The sequence below is a fragment of the Helicobacter suis genome (genome assembly GCF_902196135.1).
In the GTDB taxonomy this organism is placed as follows: Bacteria; Campylobacterota; Campylobacteria; order Campylobacterales; family Helicobacteraceae; genus Helicobacter; species Helicobacter suis_A.
Window position 1 is genome coordinate 90,278 of sequence record NZ_CABIKE010000003.1, and the last position, 17,767, is coordinate 108,044.

A 17,767-nucleotide genomic window follows, 5' to 3' on the forward strand; every position below is an offset into this window, starting at 1 on the left:
AACTAGCCTATTTTACCTCTATCAATCCAACAATTCCTTTTTGGGTAAACACATGGCCGCAATAAACATTAAAACCATTAAAACCGCCACATACACAAAAAAGCCATTTTCTATATGGGCGTTTTTAAACTGCAAGGCCACATAAGTAGCTGAGCCCCCACACAGCGCATTACCCAGAGCAAAACTAAAACCCGTGCCTAAAGCGCGGACATGTTCAGGAAAGAGCGAAGCAGTAACGATGCTTGTAACAGAGGTATAAAAACTTAAAATTGAAAAAAGCGCGATCACGATAAAAAAGACAATAGCCGGGTGGTTCACATAGATGGGTAAGAGCTTGAAGAGAGGATAAATACCAAAGAAGGCTAAAACCGTGAAAACAAGAACCGCGTTTTTATGCCCAATTTTATCCCCTATAAAGCCAAAGAGGGGTTGGATAACCATTAAAATAAAAAGCCCCCCCATAAAAATTTGATTCACCACAGGTTTAGCCATGCCCGCGTTTTCTATGTAGGTTTTAGCATAGGTGGTGATGGTATAAAAGGCTAAAGATCCGCCAGCAGCAATGATAAAGACAATTAAGCACAAATTCCAATAAGGCAACAAGCCTTTTAAAGTTCCGCGATCGGCATGTTCTTCAAGTTCACTAGAACTCTCATCCATTAGCCGCCGCGCTAGTAAAGAGCCCAAAGCCAAGAGTCCGCCCAGTACAAAGAGAAATCGCCATGCAAAATCCATCACCTCAGCCGCACTAAAAACTAGCAACACCAGCTCAATAGAGGCCACCGCTAAAAATTGTCCCCCGACAATGGTACTATGCTGGAAAGAGGAATAAAACCCGCGTTTACCTTTAGAACCTAGTTCAGATAAATAAGTCGCTACAATGCCATATTCTCCACCCACGCTTAAACCCTGAATCATGCGCGCTACTAACAAAAGTAAAATCGCCAAATCGCCCACCTTTTCTTTAGTAGGCAAGGCCGCGATGAGAAAAGACCCAGCAGCCATTAAGCATACAGATAAGATCATGGATTTTTTACGCCCTATTCTATCAGCCAATGATCCAAAAAACCAAGAACCCAGAGGACGCATAAGAAAACCGACAGCAAAAATCCCAAAAACTTGGATTTGCTGGACAATAGGGCTACTTGATTCAGAAAAGGAGTGGGCAAAATAGGTAGCACTAAAGGCATAAATATAAAAATCAAACCACTCTACCAAGTTCCCGCTGGCTGCGGCGATGAGAGACCTAATTTTTTGGGCACGGCTTAGATTTTGCATTAGCGTCTCCACAACCCTCTAGCCTTCTCAAGCAGGCTAGGTTTTTGCTTTTTAACAAAGCGCCTCAGCGTGGCTAAAAAGTGATGCCACTCGTGAATCTCCATTGCTGGAATGGCTCCGGCATAATTTGTATGTGGGGGTAAATCCTTACCCACAGCTCCCTTACCTCCAATTTGGCTAAACTCACCAATGTGCATATGTCCTCCTGTGCCTACTTGTCCGCCTAAAACCACATTGCGCCCCATAGTTGTAGAACCTGAAAGCCCCACCTGCGCTACAATAATGGAATGTTCGCCTAAAACGCAGTTATGCCCCACCTGTACAAGATTATCAATTTTAACACCCTCTTTAATATGGGTGATGCCAAAGACAGCGCGATCGATAGTGGTACTAGCCCCAATTTCTACCCAATTATCAATGCATACACAGCCGGTATGCTCAATTTTAACATGCGCGCCTTGTTTAGTGTGGGCATATCCAAAACCGTCGCTACCAATCACGCTATTAGCATGGATGTAAACATGATCGCCAATGGTGGTGTTTTGATAGATAGTAACATTAGGATAAATCTTACAATGCGCGCCAATTTTGACATGATCGCCAATCACCACATTAGCCATGATCACGCTGTGATTACCAATTTCTACGCCTTCGCCCACCACAACATTTGGCATTAAGATTACGCCCTCGCCTAGTTTTGGGGTATTTTGAGCATGTGGATTTGCAAACATTTCTACTTTAAAGGCATCTGAAATAAGGGCAAAGGCAAGGTGGGGGTTTTCTACGATAAGGGCTTGGCTCATTGAGGGGACTTTGTTTGCATGCTCGGCACGGATAAAAACAGCCCCGGCCTTAGTATCTTTAAGCTTTTTAACATAGGATTTTTGATCCACATAGCTGATATGTTGTTGCGTGGCTAACTCTAAAGGCGCAATCCCGGCTACCTCAAAATCTTTAAAATTAGAGGGGAGGGTGATTTCTAACGCATAGGTTTTAAGCAAATGTTGCAAGGTCATGCAAACTCCTTAGTAGAACTGATTTTTATGATTTCAAGTAGGTCTTTGGCTTTCAAAGAGGCTTTGCCAACAAGCACGCCATCTACAACGGGGATATTTAAAATTTCCTCTACATTATTTAGTTGCACACTCCCGCCATAAACAATAAAGGGTGTAACGCCCTGCGTGCTTTTTAAAACTCCCTTAAGGCGCTCTAAAGTCTGCTCAATCTCTTTTGTTTGCGCGCTAATTCCTGTACCAATGGCCCAAATAGGCTCATAGGCTAAAATGAGTTTAGGATAAGACACATCAATACCGGCTAGTTGGTTTGTTAAAAACTCTAAAAGTGCTTCTATGCCTTTTTGGCGCACTTCTAAAGATTCTCCCACACAAAAGACGATCTTAAAACCTTGATCTTTGTAAAAATCAAATTTAGCACGGCACATCTCTAAACTTTCTTTTAAAAGTAAGCGCCTTTCGCTATGCCCGATTAAAACAGTTTCTATTTTTTGATTCTGCAGGGCTTTTAGCGTGATCTCTCCTGTAAAAGCGCCCTCTAAAGCAGGGTAGGCATTTTGCATACCTAGCTCGAAATGCTTAGAGGAACTGAATTTTTCTAAGCAAAGCAGAGGAGGAAAAAGCGTGATAAAGGGAGCTAATTTAGGATCTAAATTTTGCTCTAAATAATTCACATAGGGCAAAACATCTAACGCGTACGATTTTAAATTAGCCAAAACATATTTCACGCCACACTCCAAAAAGTTTCTCAAACATCTTAACCTACAAATCCTAATTCAAAGTTTACTCAAAAATATCATAAATGCGCTACTATTTGGGCAAAATTTTTGAAAGTACGAGGCAGGCATGCAACAAGAGGAAATTATTGAAGGGTATTATGGGGTTAGTGCAGAACGCAAAAAAAGTGGAATCTACGCCAAACTAGATTTTTTACAAAGTGCCACGGGGCTTATTTTAGCGCTTTTTATGATCGCGCATATGTTTTTAGTGAGCAGTATTTTAATTAGCGATAAGGCCATGGAAACTGTGGCTAAGTTTTTTGAAGGGAGTTTTTTAATCAAAGCAGGAGAGCCAGCCATTGTAAGCGTGGTAGCAGCAGGGGTGATTGTGATTTTAGTTGCCCATGCGTTTTTAGCCATGCGCAAATTTCCTATTAATTACCGCCAATACCAAGTTTTTAAAACCCACAAACACCTCATGGCCCATGGCGATACGAGTTTGTGGATGGTACAAGCCGGAACGGGTTTTGCGATGTTTTTTCTAGCCAGTATCCACCTCTTTGTCATGCTCACCCAGCCTAGTAGCATTGGCCCGCATGCCTCCTCTTATCGTTTTGTAACCCAGCATTTTTGGTTACTCTACATCTTTTTGCTTATTTCTGTAGAGTTGCACGGCTCTATTGGGCTTTACCGCTTAGCTATTAAATGGGGGTGGTTTAAAGACTTAGGCATTGAACAATTGCGCAAAATCAAATGGGGCATGAGTGTGTTTTTTATCGTGCTAGGCTTACTCACCTATGCGGCTTATATCAAAAAAGGCATAGCCGGAAAAGAGGCAGGCATTACAACCATGCAACAGGCTAAACAAGCCGATGAAAAACTCCATAAAGACTAAAAAGGATTTGAAATGAAGATTGTTTATTGCGATGCGTTGGTGATTGGGGGGGGCTTAGCGGGTTTGCGTGCTAGCATTGCCTGCCGCCAAGTAGGTTTAGATGTGGTGGTGCTAAGTTTAGTACCTGTAAGACGCAGCCACTCAGCTGCCGCACAAGGGGGCATGCAAGCAAGCTTAGGCAATGCTAAGATGAGTGAGGGGGATAATGAAGATCTGCATTTTTTAGATACGGTTAAGGGGAGCGACTGGGGGTGTGATCAACAAGTAGCGCGCATGTTTGTAACCACCGCACCTAAGGCTATCCGCGAGTTGGCTAGTTGGGGCGTGCCATGGACTCGCATTAAAAAGGGCGATCGACCGGCTGTAATTAATGGCGAACATGTAACCATTACCGAACGCGAGGATCGGCACGGCTATATTTTGAGTCGTGATTTTGGGGGGACTAAAAAGTGGCGTACTTGTTTTACTGCTGATGCGACTGGCCATACCATGCTTTATACTGTGGCTAATGAAGCTTTACACCATAATGTCAAGATTGAAGATCGCAAAGAGATGATCGCGCTTATCCACCATGGGGGTAAATGTTATGGCGCGGTGGTGCGCGATCTTATCACTGGAGAATTAGCCGGTTATGTCTCCAAAGGCACACTTCTAGCTACAGGGGGCTATGGGCGGGTCTATAAACACACCACAAATGCTGTAATTTGTGATGGTGTAGGGATAGCTAGCGCTTTAGAAACAGGGATTGCTAAACTGGGCAATATGGAGGCGGTGCAGTTTCACCCTACCGCGCTTGTACCAAGCGGGATTTTAATGACGGAGGGGTGCAGAGGCGATGGCGGGGTTTTGCGCGATAAAGATGGTTATCGCTTTATGCCGGATTATGAACCAGAGAAAAAAGAATTAGCCAGCCGTGATGTGGTGAGTCGGCGCATGTTAGAGCATATCAAAAAAGGTAAAGGCGTACCCTCACCTTATGGGGAGCATTTATGGTTAGATATTTCTATTCTAGGGCGTGCGCATATTGAAAAGAACTTACGCGATGTACAAGGCATTGCTAAAACCTTTGCAGGAATCGATCCAGCTGATGAGGGGAGCAAGGGTTGGGTGCCTGTTAAGCCTATGCAACACTATTCGATGGGGGGTTTGCGCACCGATTGTAAGGGGCATACCCACCTTAAGGGGCTTTTTTGTGCCGGTGAGGCGGCGTGTTGGGATTTACACGGGTTTAACAGACTGGGGGGTAATTCAGTAAGTGAGGCTGTGGTGGCTGGAATGATCATCGGGGATTATTTTGCCCAACACTGTAAAAGCGCGGAATTAGATATTAGTACCCACATTGTAGAGAATTTCATCCGCGCAAGTGAGGATTATTTACACCATTTGTTACACAATGAGGGAAAAGAAGATGTGTATGTGATTAGAGAGCGCATGCGTGAAATTATGGATGAAAAAGTGGGTGTGTTTCGCGAGGGGCAGGTGTTAGAGGAGGCTTTAAACGAGCTTGAAGATCTTTATAAACGATCTAAAAATATCCAAGTGAAAAATAAAAAGTTACACAATAACCCCGAGTTGGAGGATACCTACCGCACCCAAAAAATGCTTAAAATCGCGCTTTGTATTGCCAAAGGTGCGCTAGATCGCACTGAAAGCCGCGGGGCGCATACACGAATTGATCACCCTAAAAGAGATGATGCTAACTGGCTAAACCGCACTTTGGCCTCTTGGCCTGATCCTAACCAAACCTTGCCCACACTAGAATATGAGCCATTAGACATTATGAAAATGGAAATTAGCCCGGATTTTAGGGGGTATGGCGCAAAGGGTAATTTTATCCCCCACCCTCTTAAAGAAAAAAGAGATGCAGAAATTGCTCAGATTACAGAGGAAATCAAGGCTAAGGGAGGCGATCGCTACGATTTACAAGAAGCATTAATGCCCTTTGAATTGCAGGATAAATATAAAGCTAGAAATATCAGACTAGGAGAAGAGTCATGAGTCGCACCATTACCATTAGAGTTTTAAAATTTGATCCCCAAAGCGCGGTGTCTAAGCCGCATTTTAAAGAATATAAACTTGAGGAAATCCCTTCTATGACGCTTTTTATTGCGCTAGGTATTATCCGGGAAAAGATGGATCCAGATTTGAGCTTTGATTTTGTGTGCCGTGCGGGGATTTGTGGGAGCTGTGCGATGATGATTAATGGCCGTCCGCGCTTGGCTTGCAAGACTTTAACCTCTAATTTTAGCGAGGATACAATTACACTTATGCCCATGCCCTCTTTTCCCCTCATTAAAGATTTAAGCGTGAATACGGGCGAATGGTTTGCACAAATGGATGCACGGGTGGAGAGTTGGGCACATCATAAAAAAGAGGTGGATATTACCCGCCCAGAGGAGCGCATCGATCCAGATGAAGCCCAAAATGTTTTTGAATTAGATCGCTGTATTGAATGTGGGTGTTGTATTGCAGCTTGTGGGACTAAACTCATGCGGCCTAATTTTATTGGGGCTGCAGGAATGAATCGCGCGGTGCGTTTTATGCTTGATTCACATGATGAGCGTAGCGATGATGATTTTTACGAGTTAGTGGGTGATGATGATGGGGTTTTTGGGTGCATGAGTTTAATTGGTTGCCATGACACCTGCCCTAAAGAATTGCCCTTACAAGGCACTTTAGCTGATTTGCGCAACCGCATGTCTAAAGTCGGGCGCAACCGCTGATTTAACATGCAAAGCCCCCAATGCTATTAGCCCTACAAAAAAACTACCCTCAATAAAGAAAGAAAAGGGATCAAAACCAATCCCTAGCACAATATAAAAACAAAGCATGCTAAGCATGAGTAAGCAAAGGGTGGGCTGGGTTTTTAAAGCGCGCCAAAAGAGAGTAAAAATAACCCCCCAAAGCAGCAAAAGTACCCCTAAGCCAAAAAGCCCAGTACGGGCAAGGGTGTTAAAAATCTGGTTATCGTATTTTTCGGTACAATCAATGGTGTTTGCTTTTCTATAAGAATGGGCTAGTTTGACAATTTCTTCTAAATGCTTGCACTTAGTACTTAAACTCATACCAAAGAGAGGTGAGAGGCGTACAATAGCCATTGCCTCCCTCCAGCGCGCAAGCCGCGCCCCAATGCTAGAATCGGGGTTTTTATGCTCATAGAGTTCTAAATCTTGTTTAAAAGATTGATTAAGCGCTCTTGGGGCTTGGATGAGGTGTTTAGTTTCTAAGGCTTGGTTACAAAAAAACATACCCGTAAAAATGAGAGTGAGAGCAAGCATGTAGGGCAGAGCATGCAAGGATTTTTGCAGGACTAAAATACAAATAGAGAGGATTAAAAAAGTACAGGTAAAGGCAATCCAAGCGCTTCTAGTGGCACTAAAGAGCAGTACAATAAAGCCTAAAAGCATGGCCAAAGTAAAGGCGATCTTTTCATTTTTACTAGCATAATAGATTGCATAAATATAACAGCCTAAGATTGCAATAGAGCTTAAAGTTGCAAAACCCACAATGGTGCTAAATCCATCTGTACGCGCGATTGCTAAGCCTATTTTTTGAATCAGCGCGATAACGCCATTGATCACACAGGTAAAGGCCATGCTATAAAAAATAGGTTTGTCATTAAGTTGTAAAGAGATTCCGCTCAAGCAAATAAGAGTTATCGCGCCTAAAAGATAGATTAAAGGCATGTTGAGTACGCGTAAATTATAGCGCCAAGTCTCTAGATCGCTTTGTACAAATAAATTAGGCAGTACGCAAAGAAAGGAAAGCAAAAGAGCAACAACAAGCCATTTAAGAGGTTTATTCAACGCTAAGGGGGGTTTGTATTTGAAATAATAGATTAATGATGCTAAGGCCAAAAGCACCAATAAAGTCTGTGCCATTGGCTTTTTAAAGGAAGTGAGGAAAAAGAGAGCAAAAAAGAGGGTGGCTACCCGATTAAAGGCGGATAGCTCCATTGTTAGCGGGTTTTAATGCCTAAGGCGCTAGTTAGATCGGTGTAGCGATCGTGGTGGGTGCGTTTTAAATAATTCAATAGACTTTTGCGTTGCCCTACCATTTTTAAAAGCCCTAAACGGCTGGAATGATCTTTGGGATTACTTTTTAAATGTGTAGTCAAATCGGCAATTCTTTGGCTTAAAAGCGCGATTTGTACCTCACAAGAACCCGTATCGTTTTCCTGTCTTGCAAAGCGTTTAGTGATTTCCTGTTTTTTCTCCATACTCAAAGCCACAACTTGCTCCTTAAGAATAAATAAAGCGCCCATTATAACCTAAAAAGTCAAATTTTATATGAAAGATTGTAAAATAGGCTTTCATTTCTCAAAATTAGAGGTGATGATAGTCTGTGGCTAGCAATAAGCAAAAGAGCATTCTTAAAAGAACCTTTCCTTTCTTAAGACAACTCACCCAGTCTAAAGATTTAACGGTTGTGGCTTTTGTGATTGCCATTTTAGGCATCATCATCGTGCCCCTGCCCCCTTTTTTACTAGATTTTTTACTCACCATTTCTATCGCCCTCTCCGTGCTCATTATTCTTATCGGGCTTTATATCACCAAACCTACCGACTTTAGCGCTTTCCCTACTTTGCTTTTAATTGTAACTTTGTACCGCCTTGCTCTTAATGTCGCCACCACGCGCATGATTTTAACGCAAGGCTATAAAGGCCCTAGTGCAGTGAGTGATATTATTAGCGCCTTTGGGGAATTTACTGTAAGCGGGAATTATGTTATTGGCACGATTATTTTTAGTATTTTGGTGTTAGTTAATCTTTTAGTTGTTACTAATGGCTCAACCCGTGTTACAGAAGTACGCGCCCGTTTTGCTTTAGATGCCATGCCGGGTAAACAAATGGCCATTGATGCGGATTTAAACTCCGGATTAATTGATAGCGAAGAGGCAAAAAGAAGGCGCGCAAGCTTAACACAAGAGGCAGATTTTTACGGCGCAATGGATGGGGCTAGTAAATTTGTAAAAGGCGATGCGATTGCCTCTATTATTATCACGCTGATTAATATTATCGGGGGGTTTTTAGTGGGGGTGTTTCAACGAGATATGAGTGTGAGTTTTAGCGCCTCTACTTTTACGATTTTAACCATTGGCGATGGGCTAGTAGGGCAGATTCCAGCCCTCATTATTGCCACCGCAACCGGTATTGTCGCTACGCGTACCACCCAGCATGAAGAAGAAAATTTTGCCAGTAAGCTTATCACCCAGTTAACCGATAAAAGTAAAACTTTAGTGATCGTGGGTTGCGTGCTTTTACTTTTTGCTAGTATCCCCGGGTTGCCTACTTTTTCTATGGCCTTTGTGGGGAGTTTATTTTTATTTATTGCATGGCTAATTTCAAGAGAGGGTAAAGACAATCTTTTTACCAAGTTTGAAAAGTGGCTTGGCAAAAAAACAGGGATAGATTTAATGCCAAAAGAATCCACTCCCCTTGATCAAGCCCCCGTGCGTACCCAAAAGAGCGCAGAAGAGATTAAAAAAGAAGAAGAGCAAGCCATTAATGAGGTACTTAAAATTGAATTTTTAGAGCTTGCGCTAGGTTATCAGCTTATTTCTTTAGCCGATGTCAAGCAAGGCGGGGATTTACTTGAGCGCATTAGAGGCATTAGAAAGAAAATTGCAAGCGACTATGGCTTTTTAATGCCCCAGATTCGTATCCGTGATAATTTACAACTCCCCCCCACCCATTATGAGATCAAACTCAAAGGAATTACAATTGGGGATGGGAGCGTGATGCCCGATCGTTTCTTAGCGATGAATACAGGTTTTGCAGGTAAGCAAATAGAGGGCATTGCTACTAAAGAGCCGGCCTTTGGAATGGATGCGCTTTGGATTGAGCCAAAAGATAAAGAGGAGGCGATCATTCAGGGGTATACCATTATTGATCCTTCTACCGTGATTGCCACACACACCAGCGAACTAGTTAAAAGTTACGCGGAGGAATTCATCACCAAAGATGAGGTTAAATCGCTCTTAGATCGTTTAAGCAATGATTATCCAGCCATTGTAGAGGAGGCTAAAAAAGTCCCAACGGGGGTGATTCGATCTGTCCTGCAAGAACTTTTACATGAAAAAATCCCCATTAAAGACATGCTCACCATTTTAGAAACCATCACCGATATTGCCCCAAGTGTGCAAAACGATGTTGGTATTCTAACCGAACAGGTGCGCGCTAGGCTTTCACGCGTGATCACTAATATTTTTAAATCCGAAGATGGAACGCTTAAGCTCCTCACTTTAAGCACAGCTACCGAACAATTTTTACTCAATAAACTCAAAGATCAGCCCTCCGGGAAATTTTTACTTTTAAACGCAACAGAGATGCAGCAATTAATAGAAAATGTCTCAGCAGAATCGATGAAAATTTTACAACGCGGGATTGCTCCGGTTATTTTAATTGTTGATCCAGAGTTGCGCCGTCCGCTCTCAACTAAAATGGAACAATTTAAAATTGATATTGTGGTGCTTAGCCACGCTGAATTAGACACCAACGCTAAGTATGAGGTATTGGGTACAATTAACATCAACTTTTAAGGAATGGCATGCAGGTTTTTCATTTATCCCACATTGATTTAGATGGCTATGGTTGCCAGTTTGTTAGCCGTTGTTTTTTTAGTGAAATCAAGTTTTATAACGCTAATTATGGGCGCGAGGTAGGGGCTAGATTGCATGAAATTATTACTGATACCAAAAAGGCTATCACTCAAGGGGAGAGAGATATTTTAATTTTAATTACAGATTTAAACTTGACTTTAAGCGAGGCGCAGTTTTTACAAGAACAAAGCGATGCGTTACGCCTTTCTGATCAAAAAATCCAAGTACTACTCCTTGATCACCACGCCACAGGTTTAGAGGCCTCTAAGGCTTATACATGGTACTTTTTAGACACGGAGCGCAGCGCTTCTAAGATCACTTGGGAAACTCTAAAGGCGCAATATCCACTCAAAGAGGGGAGTAATAAAGAAAAATTAGAGCTACTAGTGGCGATGATTAATTCTATTGATATTTGGAAAGAAGGGGAATTTGGCTTTGATTTAGGCAAGGTGTGCATGCGCATGATTGCTAGCACCCATGAGCTTAACCGCTTCATGTTTGATCAAGAACACCGCGTTTATAAATTTATTCTCTTAGAAAAGGTATTGAATTATCTCGATCAAGATAACGGCGCTGTGCTCTTTGATAACGATTTATTTAAATTAAAAAAACAGGCCTTAGGGGGTGATCCAGATAAAGAAATCATGGATGATATTGCCTCCAATGCGCAGGTGGCTTTACTTTCGCGTAAAAAAGAGGAGTGTAAGGTCTCTTGTGGGGATAAAGTGGGGTTTATGAGTTATGCAATGGGGGGCATTAGCGTACTAGCCAATCTCTTTTTAACCCAAAATCCTGAATTTGATTTTTATATTGATGTTGGGTTTAAGGGTTCGGTGAGTTTGCGCTCTAATGGAAAATGTGATGTGAGTCAGTTAAGCCAGCAGTATTTTAATGGCGGGGGGCATAAAAACGCCAGCGGAGGAAAAATTGAGGATTTTAAAGAGAGTTTTAGTTACTATGATATTAAAGAGCAACTGGAGAGGGCTTTTAGCAAGGAAAAGGAGAGCAAGGGGTTTTTTACCAACCGCTTTAACTTTTGAGCTTTTTAAACTTTAGAAAGGAGAGATGGTGCGTTTGTCTGTTTTTTTGTCTTTTTTGCTAGGAGCTTTTTTTCTAACCGGGTGTGCGAGTTATCAAATCAGGCCAGAGAATATTACCAGTTATAACAATGGAATTAAAGTTCTCACATCAGGCAAGGCCAAATCTAAGGTACAAATTGAAGTCGCACAAAAAAAACTCAAGGGGCTAGATAATCCGCCCTTAGTTTTATATGTGGGGGCACAACTTATAGGGGGTAGCCCGGTGGATTTTGACACTTCTAATATTTCTGCGAGCGAAAATGGGGTAGAGTTGCCGGTATTGACTTTCCAACAAATGTTTAAGTCCAGTTATGATTTTGAACCCATTTTACAAAGTTATAATATCGCTACCCCGGATAGCAATATCGCAACAAGTGGCATAGGTCCTTCCATGTTTTACTATGGACAAGGGGGTTTTCTAGCCTATGACATGATGTTTGGCCCCTTTATGATGATGGATGATGTACAAACCCAAGAGATTATGCAAGAGGAAAGACAGGCCTTTAAAATCATGGCAATTAACTACCTTAAACGCTCTACTCTAAAAGTAAATGGGAAGGCAAAGGGTGGCTTTGTGGTGATTAATTCTAGGGGGATTACACCCGGAGTTGTCATGATCAAAGTGTCTTTAGAGGGGGAAACACACACCTTTAAACTAGATGTACGCTAAAGGAAAGTCTTTGCAAAATCTAAAAGATCAACTGGAATATCTTAAGAGAGTTGATTCTCTTAAAGACCTTGAGGATTTGCGCTTAAAGATTTTAGGCAAAAAGGGTATCTTAGCTCAAGCCTTTAGTGATTTAAAAAGCCTTGATCCTGAGGCAAAAGGCAAGCAAGCAGCTAAGCTTAACCAATTTAAAGAGAGCTTTATCACTCTGCATGCTAGAAAAAAGCAGGAGTTACAGGCCTTAGAGCTAGAGGAGAGGTTATTCTCTGAAAAGCTTGATCCTAGCCTAGCTAATACCCATTTTGGCGCAAGTTTAGGCCATCCGCTTAACTACACAAAAGAGCGCATTATCACACACTTCATTCAGCGAGGCTTCAAACTCCATTTAGGAAAACTAATAGAAGATGATTTTTATAATTTTAGTGCGCTTAATATCCCTCCTCATCACCCCGCTCGCGCCATGCAAGATACCTTTTATTTTAAAGATGCTAAGCTTTTGCGTACCCACACCTCACCGGCTCAAATCCATGCCATGCAAAGCCAAAACCCTCCGCTTAAAATGATTGCCATTGGGCATACTTTTAGGCGCGATCACGACACCACCCACACACCCATGTTTTCTCAAGTAGAGGGGTTAGTGGTGGATAAGAGGGTGCATTTTGGGCATCTCAAGCACATTTTAGAGGAATTTTTACAGGCCTTTTTTGGAGAAATTAAGGTGCGTTGGCGTGCTAGCTTTTTTCCTTTTACAGAACCTAGCGCAGAGGTAGATATTAGCTGTGTTTTTTGCAAGCAAAAGGGGTGCAAGGTGTGCAAACAAAGCGGTTGGCTTGAGGTTTTAGGAGCAGGCTGTGTACACCCTGCTGTTTTTAAGAATGTGGGCTTGAAAGATGTTAGCGGGTATGCCTTTGGGCTAGGGATAGAACGGCTTGCGATGCTCTCTTGCGGGATTAATGATTTGCGTAGTTTCTTTGAAACAGATTTGCGCTTTTTAAAGGCCTTTTAAATGTTACTACACACCGCCCACCTAAATTATTTTTTAGATACAAAGACGCCAGATATTTTACAACTTAGCGAGGATTTAGCCGCGCGTGGGCTAGAGGTAGAAAGCAGGCGCTTTTTTAGCTGGCAAAATGTCGTGGTCGCAAAGGTGCTAACAAAAGAAAAACACCCCAACGCTGAGAAATTAAGCCTTTGTCAGGTTGATAGCGGATCGCAGGTTTTAGAAATTGTGTGCGGGGCGCATAATGTAGAGGCGGGGCAATTTGTGGCTCTAGCGCTAGAGGGGGCATATTTGCCAGCTATTAGTACGCACATTAAACCTAGCATAATTCGCGGGATAAAGAGTTTTGGCATGATCTGCTCAGCCAAAGAATTAGGCTTGCCTTTTCTCTATGAGGGGATTTTAATTTTAGATAATAGTTTACATAAAAGCCCCTTAGTGCCCGGTACCCCGCTTGATCAACTTGATTTTTTTCAAGGCGTACTTTTAGACATTGCCATTACACCTAATCGCGGGGATTGTTTAAGTGTTTTAGGCCTAGCTAAAGAGATCGCAGCCCTGTATTCTTTAAAACTCACTCTGCCACAAATCCCCCCTTTGCAAGACCCGCTTTCCTTAAGCCTTCCACAAAATCTGCCCCTTGCTTTAGGTTATGCCTCCTTTAAGTTAGAAAACCCGTATCTGCCCTTAGAAATTTTACTCACTTTAGCCCTGCAAAATAATTTGCAAAAAAACCCCCTCTCTAACCTTTTAGAGTACACCACCTATTTAAGTGGTATTGTTGTGCATGCCTACCCTGCGCATACCTCTTTAAATATCCAAAAAGATTCTTTAGGTTTTGTGCGAATTTTTGACGCTCAAAAAGAGCTCTCTAACATCGCTATTTCCTCCACCCAAACACAAGATTTAGATTGTTTATTAGAGGCTAGTTTTTTAGACCCTAACTACATAGCCACTAGATTACACGCGCACAATCTAGAACACAACGCCCTAACCCAGCGCACCACACGCGGGAGTAATCCTCATGTGGGTTTAGCTTTTGGCATTTTGCAGGCTCTTTTAAAGCGCTTTGAAATTCCCTTTTCTTTGCATTTGCGCTTTTTAAGCCCCCCACTAAATCCTAAAACCCTAGAGATAAGCGCTGTAAAAATCGCCAAGATTTTAGGCCTAAGACTTTCTAATAAGAAAATCCAAAATGTCTTAGAAGCTTTGGGTTTTAAGGTGCAATCTCAAAATTCTAGCTTAATTGTACAAATCCCACTAGATCGCCATGATGTTACGCTTGAGGAGGATATTGCAGAGGAAGTATTGCGCTTTGTAGGCCTAGATAAAATCCCCTCTACCCCCCTACCTCTTTTTGAAAAAGAAATTAATAACCCCCACTACACTCGTTTTCTCTTTGAGCGCCAGTTAGCCTATAAAGCCCTAGCCTTACAATTTAATGAGGTGGTGCACTATCTCTTTACCAAAAAAGAAAATTTAGAAAAGCTAGGTTATCCAACTTTGCAAGAACATTTAGACTTACTTAATCCCATTAGTAGCGATCTTAACACCCTGCGTACCTCTTTAATCCCCGGGCTTTTAGAAGCGAGCAAACGCAATAAAAACTTGGGTTTTAAAAACATCGCTCTTTTTGAGTTAGGCAGTGTCTACAATGCCCAAAGAGAGGAGGGGCAAAGTTTGGCTTTTCTAGCATGTGGATTACAAATTACCCCCCACTACCCAAACCCTAAAGGAATACCTTGGGATTTTTATAGCTTTGCGCGTACACTCTCCCAAATCATAGGCCCTTTTGATCTCAAACCTCTTAGTACAAAAGAGTATCAAGATCACCCCTTTTTAAACACCACCTATCACCCCCACCAAAGCGCGCGTATTTTTAAAGATGGGCACTCTTTAGGCTTTTTGGGTGCGATTCACCCAGCAATGATCCAACAAGAAGATCTATTAGAGGGCTTTATTGCTGAAATTAATAGCGCTTTACTTGTTGCTAAAGCTTATCAAGCTGAGGCGTTTTCTAAAATGCCCACTAGTTTACGGGATTTAACAGTGATAGTGGCTAAAGATTGTATCTTTGCAGAGATTAAAGATAAACTTTTAGAGGCAGACATTACCCACCTACAAGAAGTCTTTCCTTTAGATATTTACCCCGAAGATGCCCACAAAATAGCTCTGAGTTTGCGTCTTAAAATCCAATCTCAAGAGGCTTTAAATGATGTTGCTATAGAAGAAGTCGTTGGGCAGTCTTTACGCGTACTTGAACAACACTTTCAGGCTAAACTCAAATGATCTTGCACATTAGCCCGGCTAAAAGTTTTGATCTAGAGTTAAAAGAGCTAAGCACGGATAAATCTTTGAGTCATCGCGTACTTTTATGCGCCCTTTTTACTAATAAACCCTGTTTTATACAAGACCTACTCATGGGACAGGATTGTTTGAGTACATTAAGTATTGTGAAGGCCTTAGGACTTAGAGTGCAAAAAGAAGCGCCTAATATACTTAAACTCATCCCCCCTAAACAATTTTTACACTTCAACGAACCTAAAAAAGTGCTCCATTGCCATAATTCAGGCACAACCATGCGCCTTTTAAGCGGTCTATTAAGCAGTAGTAGTACCCAACAAAACCATTATATTTTAATAGGCGATGCTTCTTTGAGTGAGCGGCCTATGGGGCGCGTGGTTATGCCTTTAAAACAAATGGGCGCACAGATAAGAGGTAGAGCACATGATACTTTGGCCCCGCTTAGTATTGTAAGTACACCTTTACAAGGGATTAACTATGCTAGCCCGCTTGCCTCTGCCCAGCTTAAAAGCGCTCTTTTGTTGGCTACTTTGCAGGCTAAAAGCGCTAGCACTCTCAAAGAGCCATCTTTGAGTCGTAACCATACCGAATTAATGCTACAAACTTTGGGCGCTAATCTTAAAATGAATAAACAGACAATCTTTTTAGAGCCCTTAAATAAACCCTTAGAATCTTTTTCTTGGCACATTCCAAACGATCCTTCTAGCGCCTTTTATTTTGCCCTAGCGGTGATGCTTGTGCCTCAAAGTGCAGTGCTTTTAAAACGGGTACTTTTAAACCCCACGCGTATAGAAGCCTTCAAAGTCTTAGAAAAAATGGGCGCACAGATAAGCTACATTCCCACAGAAACCATGGGCGCAGAAGAGGTAGGAGATATTTATGTTAAACATGCCCCTCTCAAAGCCATTAACTTAGAGAGCAATATTGCCTTTTTAATTGATGAATTACCCGCTTTGGCGGTGGCTATGGCGGTGGCTGAGGGGGTGAGTGTGGTTAAAAATGCGCAGGAGCTACGCGTTAAAGAAAGCGATCGCATCACTACTACGCTAGCTAATCTAAAAAAAATGGGAGTAGAGTGCCAAGCCTTTAAAGATGGCTTTAGCATTCAAGGGGGGACTTTAAAAAGCCCTCAAGAACCCCTAGAGAGTTTTAACGATCATCGAATCGCCTTAAGTTTTGCAATAGCGCTTTTAGCCTGCGGAGGGGAGATTAAAAATACAGAGTGCATGGCTATTTCCTTCCCTAAGTTTCAAGAGATTTTAAACCAAATCACCCCCATTAAGGCAGTGCATGCAAGTTAAAATGGCTAAAAATTATGGTTTTTGTTTTGGCGTGAAACGGGCTATTGAAATTGCCCAAAAGAATAAAAATAGTGTAACTCTAGGGTCTTTGATTCATAATCCTAAAGAAATTAAAAGGCTTGAGCAAAATTTTAATGTTAAGGTACAAGAAAATGTGAGTGCTATTGAGTCTAATAGCCATGTGATTATCCGCACCCATGGCATTCCTAAAAACGATTTGACTTTGCTTAAGGAAAAGGGCGCACATATCATTGATGCGACATGCCCTTATGTGATCAAACCCCAGCAAATTGTAGAAAAAATGAGCGCTAAGGGCTATCAGATTGTGATCTTTGGCGATGCTAACCACCCTGAGGTTAAAGGGGTGATTAGTTATGCACACACCCCGCCCTTAGTGATCAATTCTTTAGAAGAGCTTTACACCCAAAAACTTTCTAAAAAAGTAGCGCTTGTCTCTCAAACCACCAAACAAACCCCTAAGCTCTTAGAAATTGCCTCTTTTTTAATTGTGCATTGTGCTGAAGTGCGCATTTTTAACACGATCTGTAATGCCACCTTTGAAAACCAAGAAGCCGTAAAAGAGCTAAGTCAGGAGGTAGATATTATGGTTGTAGTAGGGGGTAAGACCTCTTCAAACACCAAACAACTTTTTAACATCGCTAAAGAATTTTGTGCAGATAGCTACCTAGTAGAGGATTTTAAAGATTTAGATCCCACTTGGTTTATGGGCAAAAAGCTTTGTGGCATTAGTGCAGGGGCTTCTACTCCTGATTGGATCATTGAGGGGGTGCGAGAAAAGATTTTGGGATTTTAGGGCTATTTGTGTTTTTAAAAAGGTAATTAGCGTTTACAGCCAAAAACTAATAGTATTAATCCCAACCTGTTAGAAGTGGTGTATGAATCATAAC

General features: G+C 41.9%; 15 protein-coding genes. 10 read left to right on the forward strand and 5 right to left on the reverse strand.

Annotated features, from left to right (window positions below; all coding sequences use genetic code 11):
* Positions 1-21 precede the first annotated feature (21 nt).
* The 3 genes from G6Q06_RS03075 to G6Q06_RS03085 are packed head-to-tail and all read right to left on the reverse strand — an operon-like array spanning position 22 to position 3,019.
* Positions 22-1,278, reverse strand: coding sequence for an MFS transporter (locus G6Q06_RS03075; protein ID WP_205435812.1), 1,257 nt, complete (start codon positions 1,276-1,278; stop codon positions 22-24).
* On the reverse strand, positions 1,278-2,294 hold the full coding sequence (gene lpxD, locus G6Q06_RS03080; protein ID WP_163565685.1) for a UDP-3-O-(3-hydroxymyristoyl)glucosamine N-acyltransferase: 1,017 nt from the start codon (positions 2,292-2,294) through the stop codon (positions 1,278-1,280). The genes G6Q06_RS03075 and lpxD overlap by 1 nt, the downstream gene beginning before the upstream one ends.
* The gene (locus G6Q06_RS03085; protein WP_163565686.1) at positions 2,291-3,019 is read right to left on the reverse strand and encodes a triose-phosphate isomerase; all 729 of its coding nucleotides are present in this window, start codon (positions 3,017-3,019) and stop codon (positions 2,291-2,293) included. The genes lpxD and G6Q06_RS03085 overlap by 4 nt, the downstream gene beginning before the upstream one ends.
* A 118-nt stretch (positions 3,020-3,137) precedes the next feature.
* On the opposite strand from G6Q06_RS03085, the gene G6Q06_RS03090 reads away from it, so the two are divergent.
* Genes G6Q06_RS03090 through G6Q06_RS03100 form a run of 3 tightly spaced genes read left to right on the forward strand, consistent with a single transcriptional unit; the run spans position 3,138 to position 6,628 of the window.
* The gene (locus G6Q06_RS03090) at positions 3,138-3,905 is read left to right on the forward strand and encodes a fumarate reductase cytochrome b subunit (RefSeq protein ID WP_163565687.1); all 768 of its coding nucleotides are present in this window, start codon (positions 3,138-3,140) and stop codon (positions 3,903-3,905) included.
* A 12-nt stretch (positions 3,906-3,917) separates the two neighbouring features.
* On the forward strand, positions 3,918-5,903 hold the full coding sequence (locus G6Q06_RS03095; RefSeq protein WP_163565688.1) for a fumarate reductase flavoprotein subunit: 1,986 nt from the start codon (positions 3,918-3,920) through the stop codon (positions 5,901-5,903).
* Positions 5,900-6,628, forward strand: a complete 729-nt coding sequence (locus G6Q06_RS03100) for a fumarate reductase iron-sulfur subunit (RefSeq protein WP_163533751.1) — start codon at positions 5,900-5,902, stop codon at positions 6,626-6,628. The genes G6Q06_RS03095 and G6Q06_RS03100 overlap by 4 nt, the downstream gene beginning before the upstream one ends.
* On the opposite strand, the gene G6Q06_RS03105 is transcribed toward G6Q06_RS03100, so the two are convergent.
* Positions 6,581-7,861, reverse strand: a complete 1,281-nt coding sequence (locus tag G6Q06_RS03105; protein WP_240329181.1) for an O-antigen ligase family protein — start codon at positions 7,859-7,861, stop codon at positions 6,581-6,583. The two genes, G6Q06_RS03100 and G6Q06_RS03105, sit on opposite strands and share 48 nt — an antisense overlap.
* A 2-nt stretch (positions 7,862-7,863) precedes the next feature.
* Positions 7,864-8,136: a 30S ribosomal protein S15 gene (gene rpsO, locus G6Q06_RS03110; RefSeq protein WP_034376968.1), complete on the reverse strand. Its 273-nt coding sequence runs from the start codon at positions 8,134-8,136 to the stop codon at positions 7,864-7,866.
* Between the two features lie 113 nt (positions 8,137-8,249).
* Between rpsO and flhA the strand changes: the two genes are divergently transcribed.
* Genes flhA through G6Q06_RS03145 form a run of 7 tightly spaced genes read left to right on the forward strand, consistent with a single transcriptional unit; the run spans position 8,250 to position 17,673 of the window.
* Complete coding sequence (gene flhA, locus G6Q06_RS03115) at positions 8,250-10,445, forward strand: flagellar biosynthesis protein FlhA (RefSeq protein WP_163565689.1); 2,196 nt, start codon at positions 8,250-8,252, stop codon at positions 10,443-10,445.
* An 8-nt stretch (positions 10,446-10,453) separates the two neighbouring features.
* Positions 10,454-11,545 (forward strand): DHH family phosphoesterase, encoded by a 1,092-nt coding sequence (locus G6Q06_RS03120; protein WP_163565690.1) that lies wholly within the window; start codon positions 10,454-10,456, stop codon positions 11,543-11,545.
* A gap of 25 nt (positions 11,546-11,570) precedes the next feature.
* A complete protein-coding gene (locus G6Q06_RS03125) occupies positions 11,571-12,254 on the forward strand; it encodes a hypothetical protein (protein WP_163565691.1) in 684 nt (227 codons plus the stop codon).
* Positions 12,244-13,257: a phenylalanine--tRNA ligase subunit alpha gene (gene pheS / locus G6Q06_RS03130; protein ID WP_205435814.1), complete on the forward strand. Its 1,014-nt coding sequence runs from the start codon at positions 12,244-12,246 to the stop codon at positions 13,255-13,257. Before G6Q06_RS03125 ends, pheS begins: the two co-directional genes overlap by 11 nt.
* Positions 13,258-15,543, forward strand: a complete 2,286-nt coding sequence (gene ytpR / locus G6Q06_RS03135) for a YtpR family tRNA-binding protein (RefSeq protein WP_240329182.1) — start codon at positions 13,258-13,260, stop codon at positions 15,541-15,543.
* Complete coding sequence (gene aroA / locus G6Q06_RS03140) at positions 15,540-16,859, forward strand: 3-phosphoshikimate 1-carboxyvinyltransferase (RefSeq protein ID WP_205435816.1); 1,320 nt, start codon at positions 15,540-15,542, stop codon at positions 16,857-16,859. The genes ytpR and aroA overlap by 4 nt, the downstream gene beginning before the upstream one ends.
* Entirely contained in the window at positions 16,849-17,673 is an 825-nt protein-coding gene (locus G6Q06_RS03145) for a 4-hydroxy-3-methylbut-2-enyl diphosphate reductase (RefSeq protein ID WP_163564320.1), read from the forward strand. Before aroA ends, G6Q06_RS03145 begins: the two co-directional genes overlap by 11 nt.
* Positions 17,674-17,767: the final 94 nt, after the last annotated feature.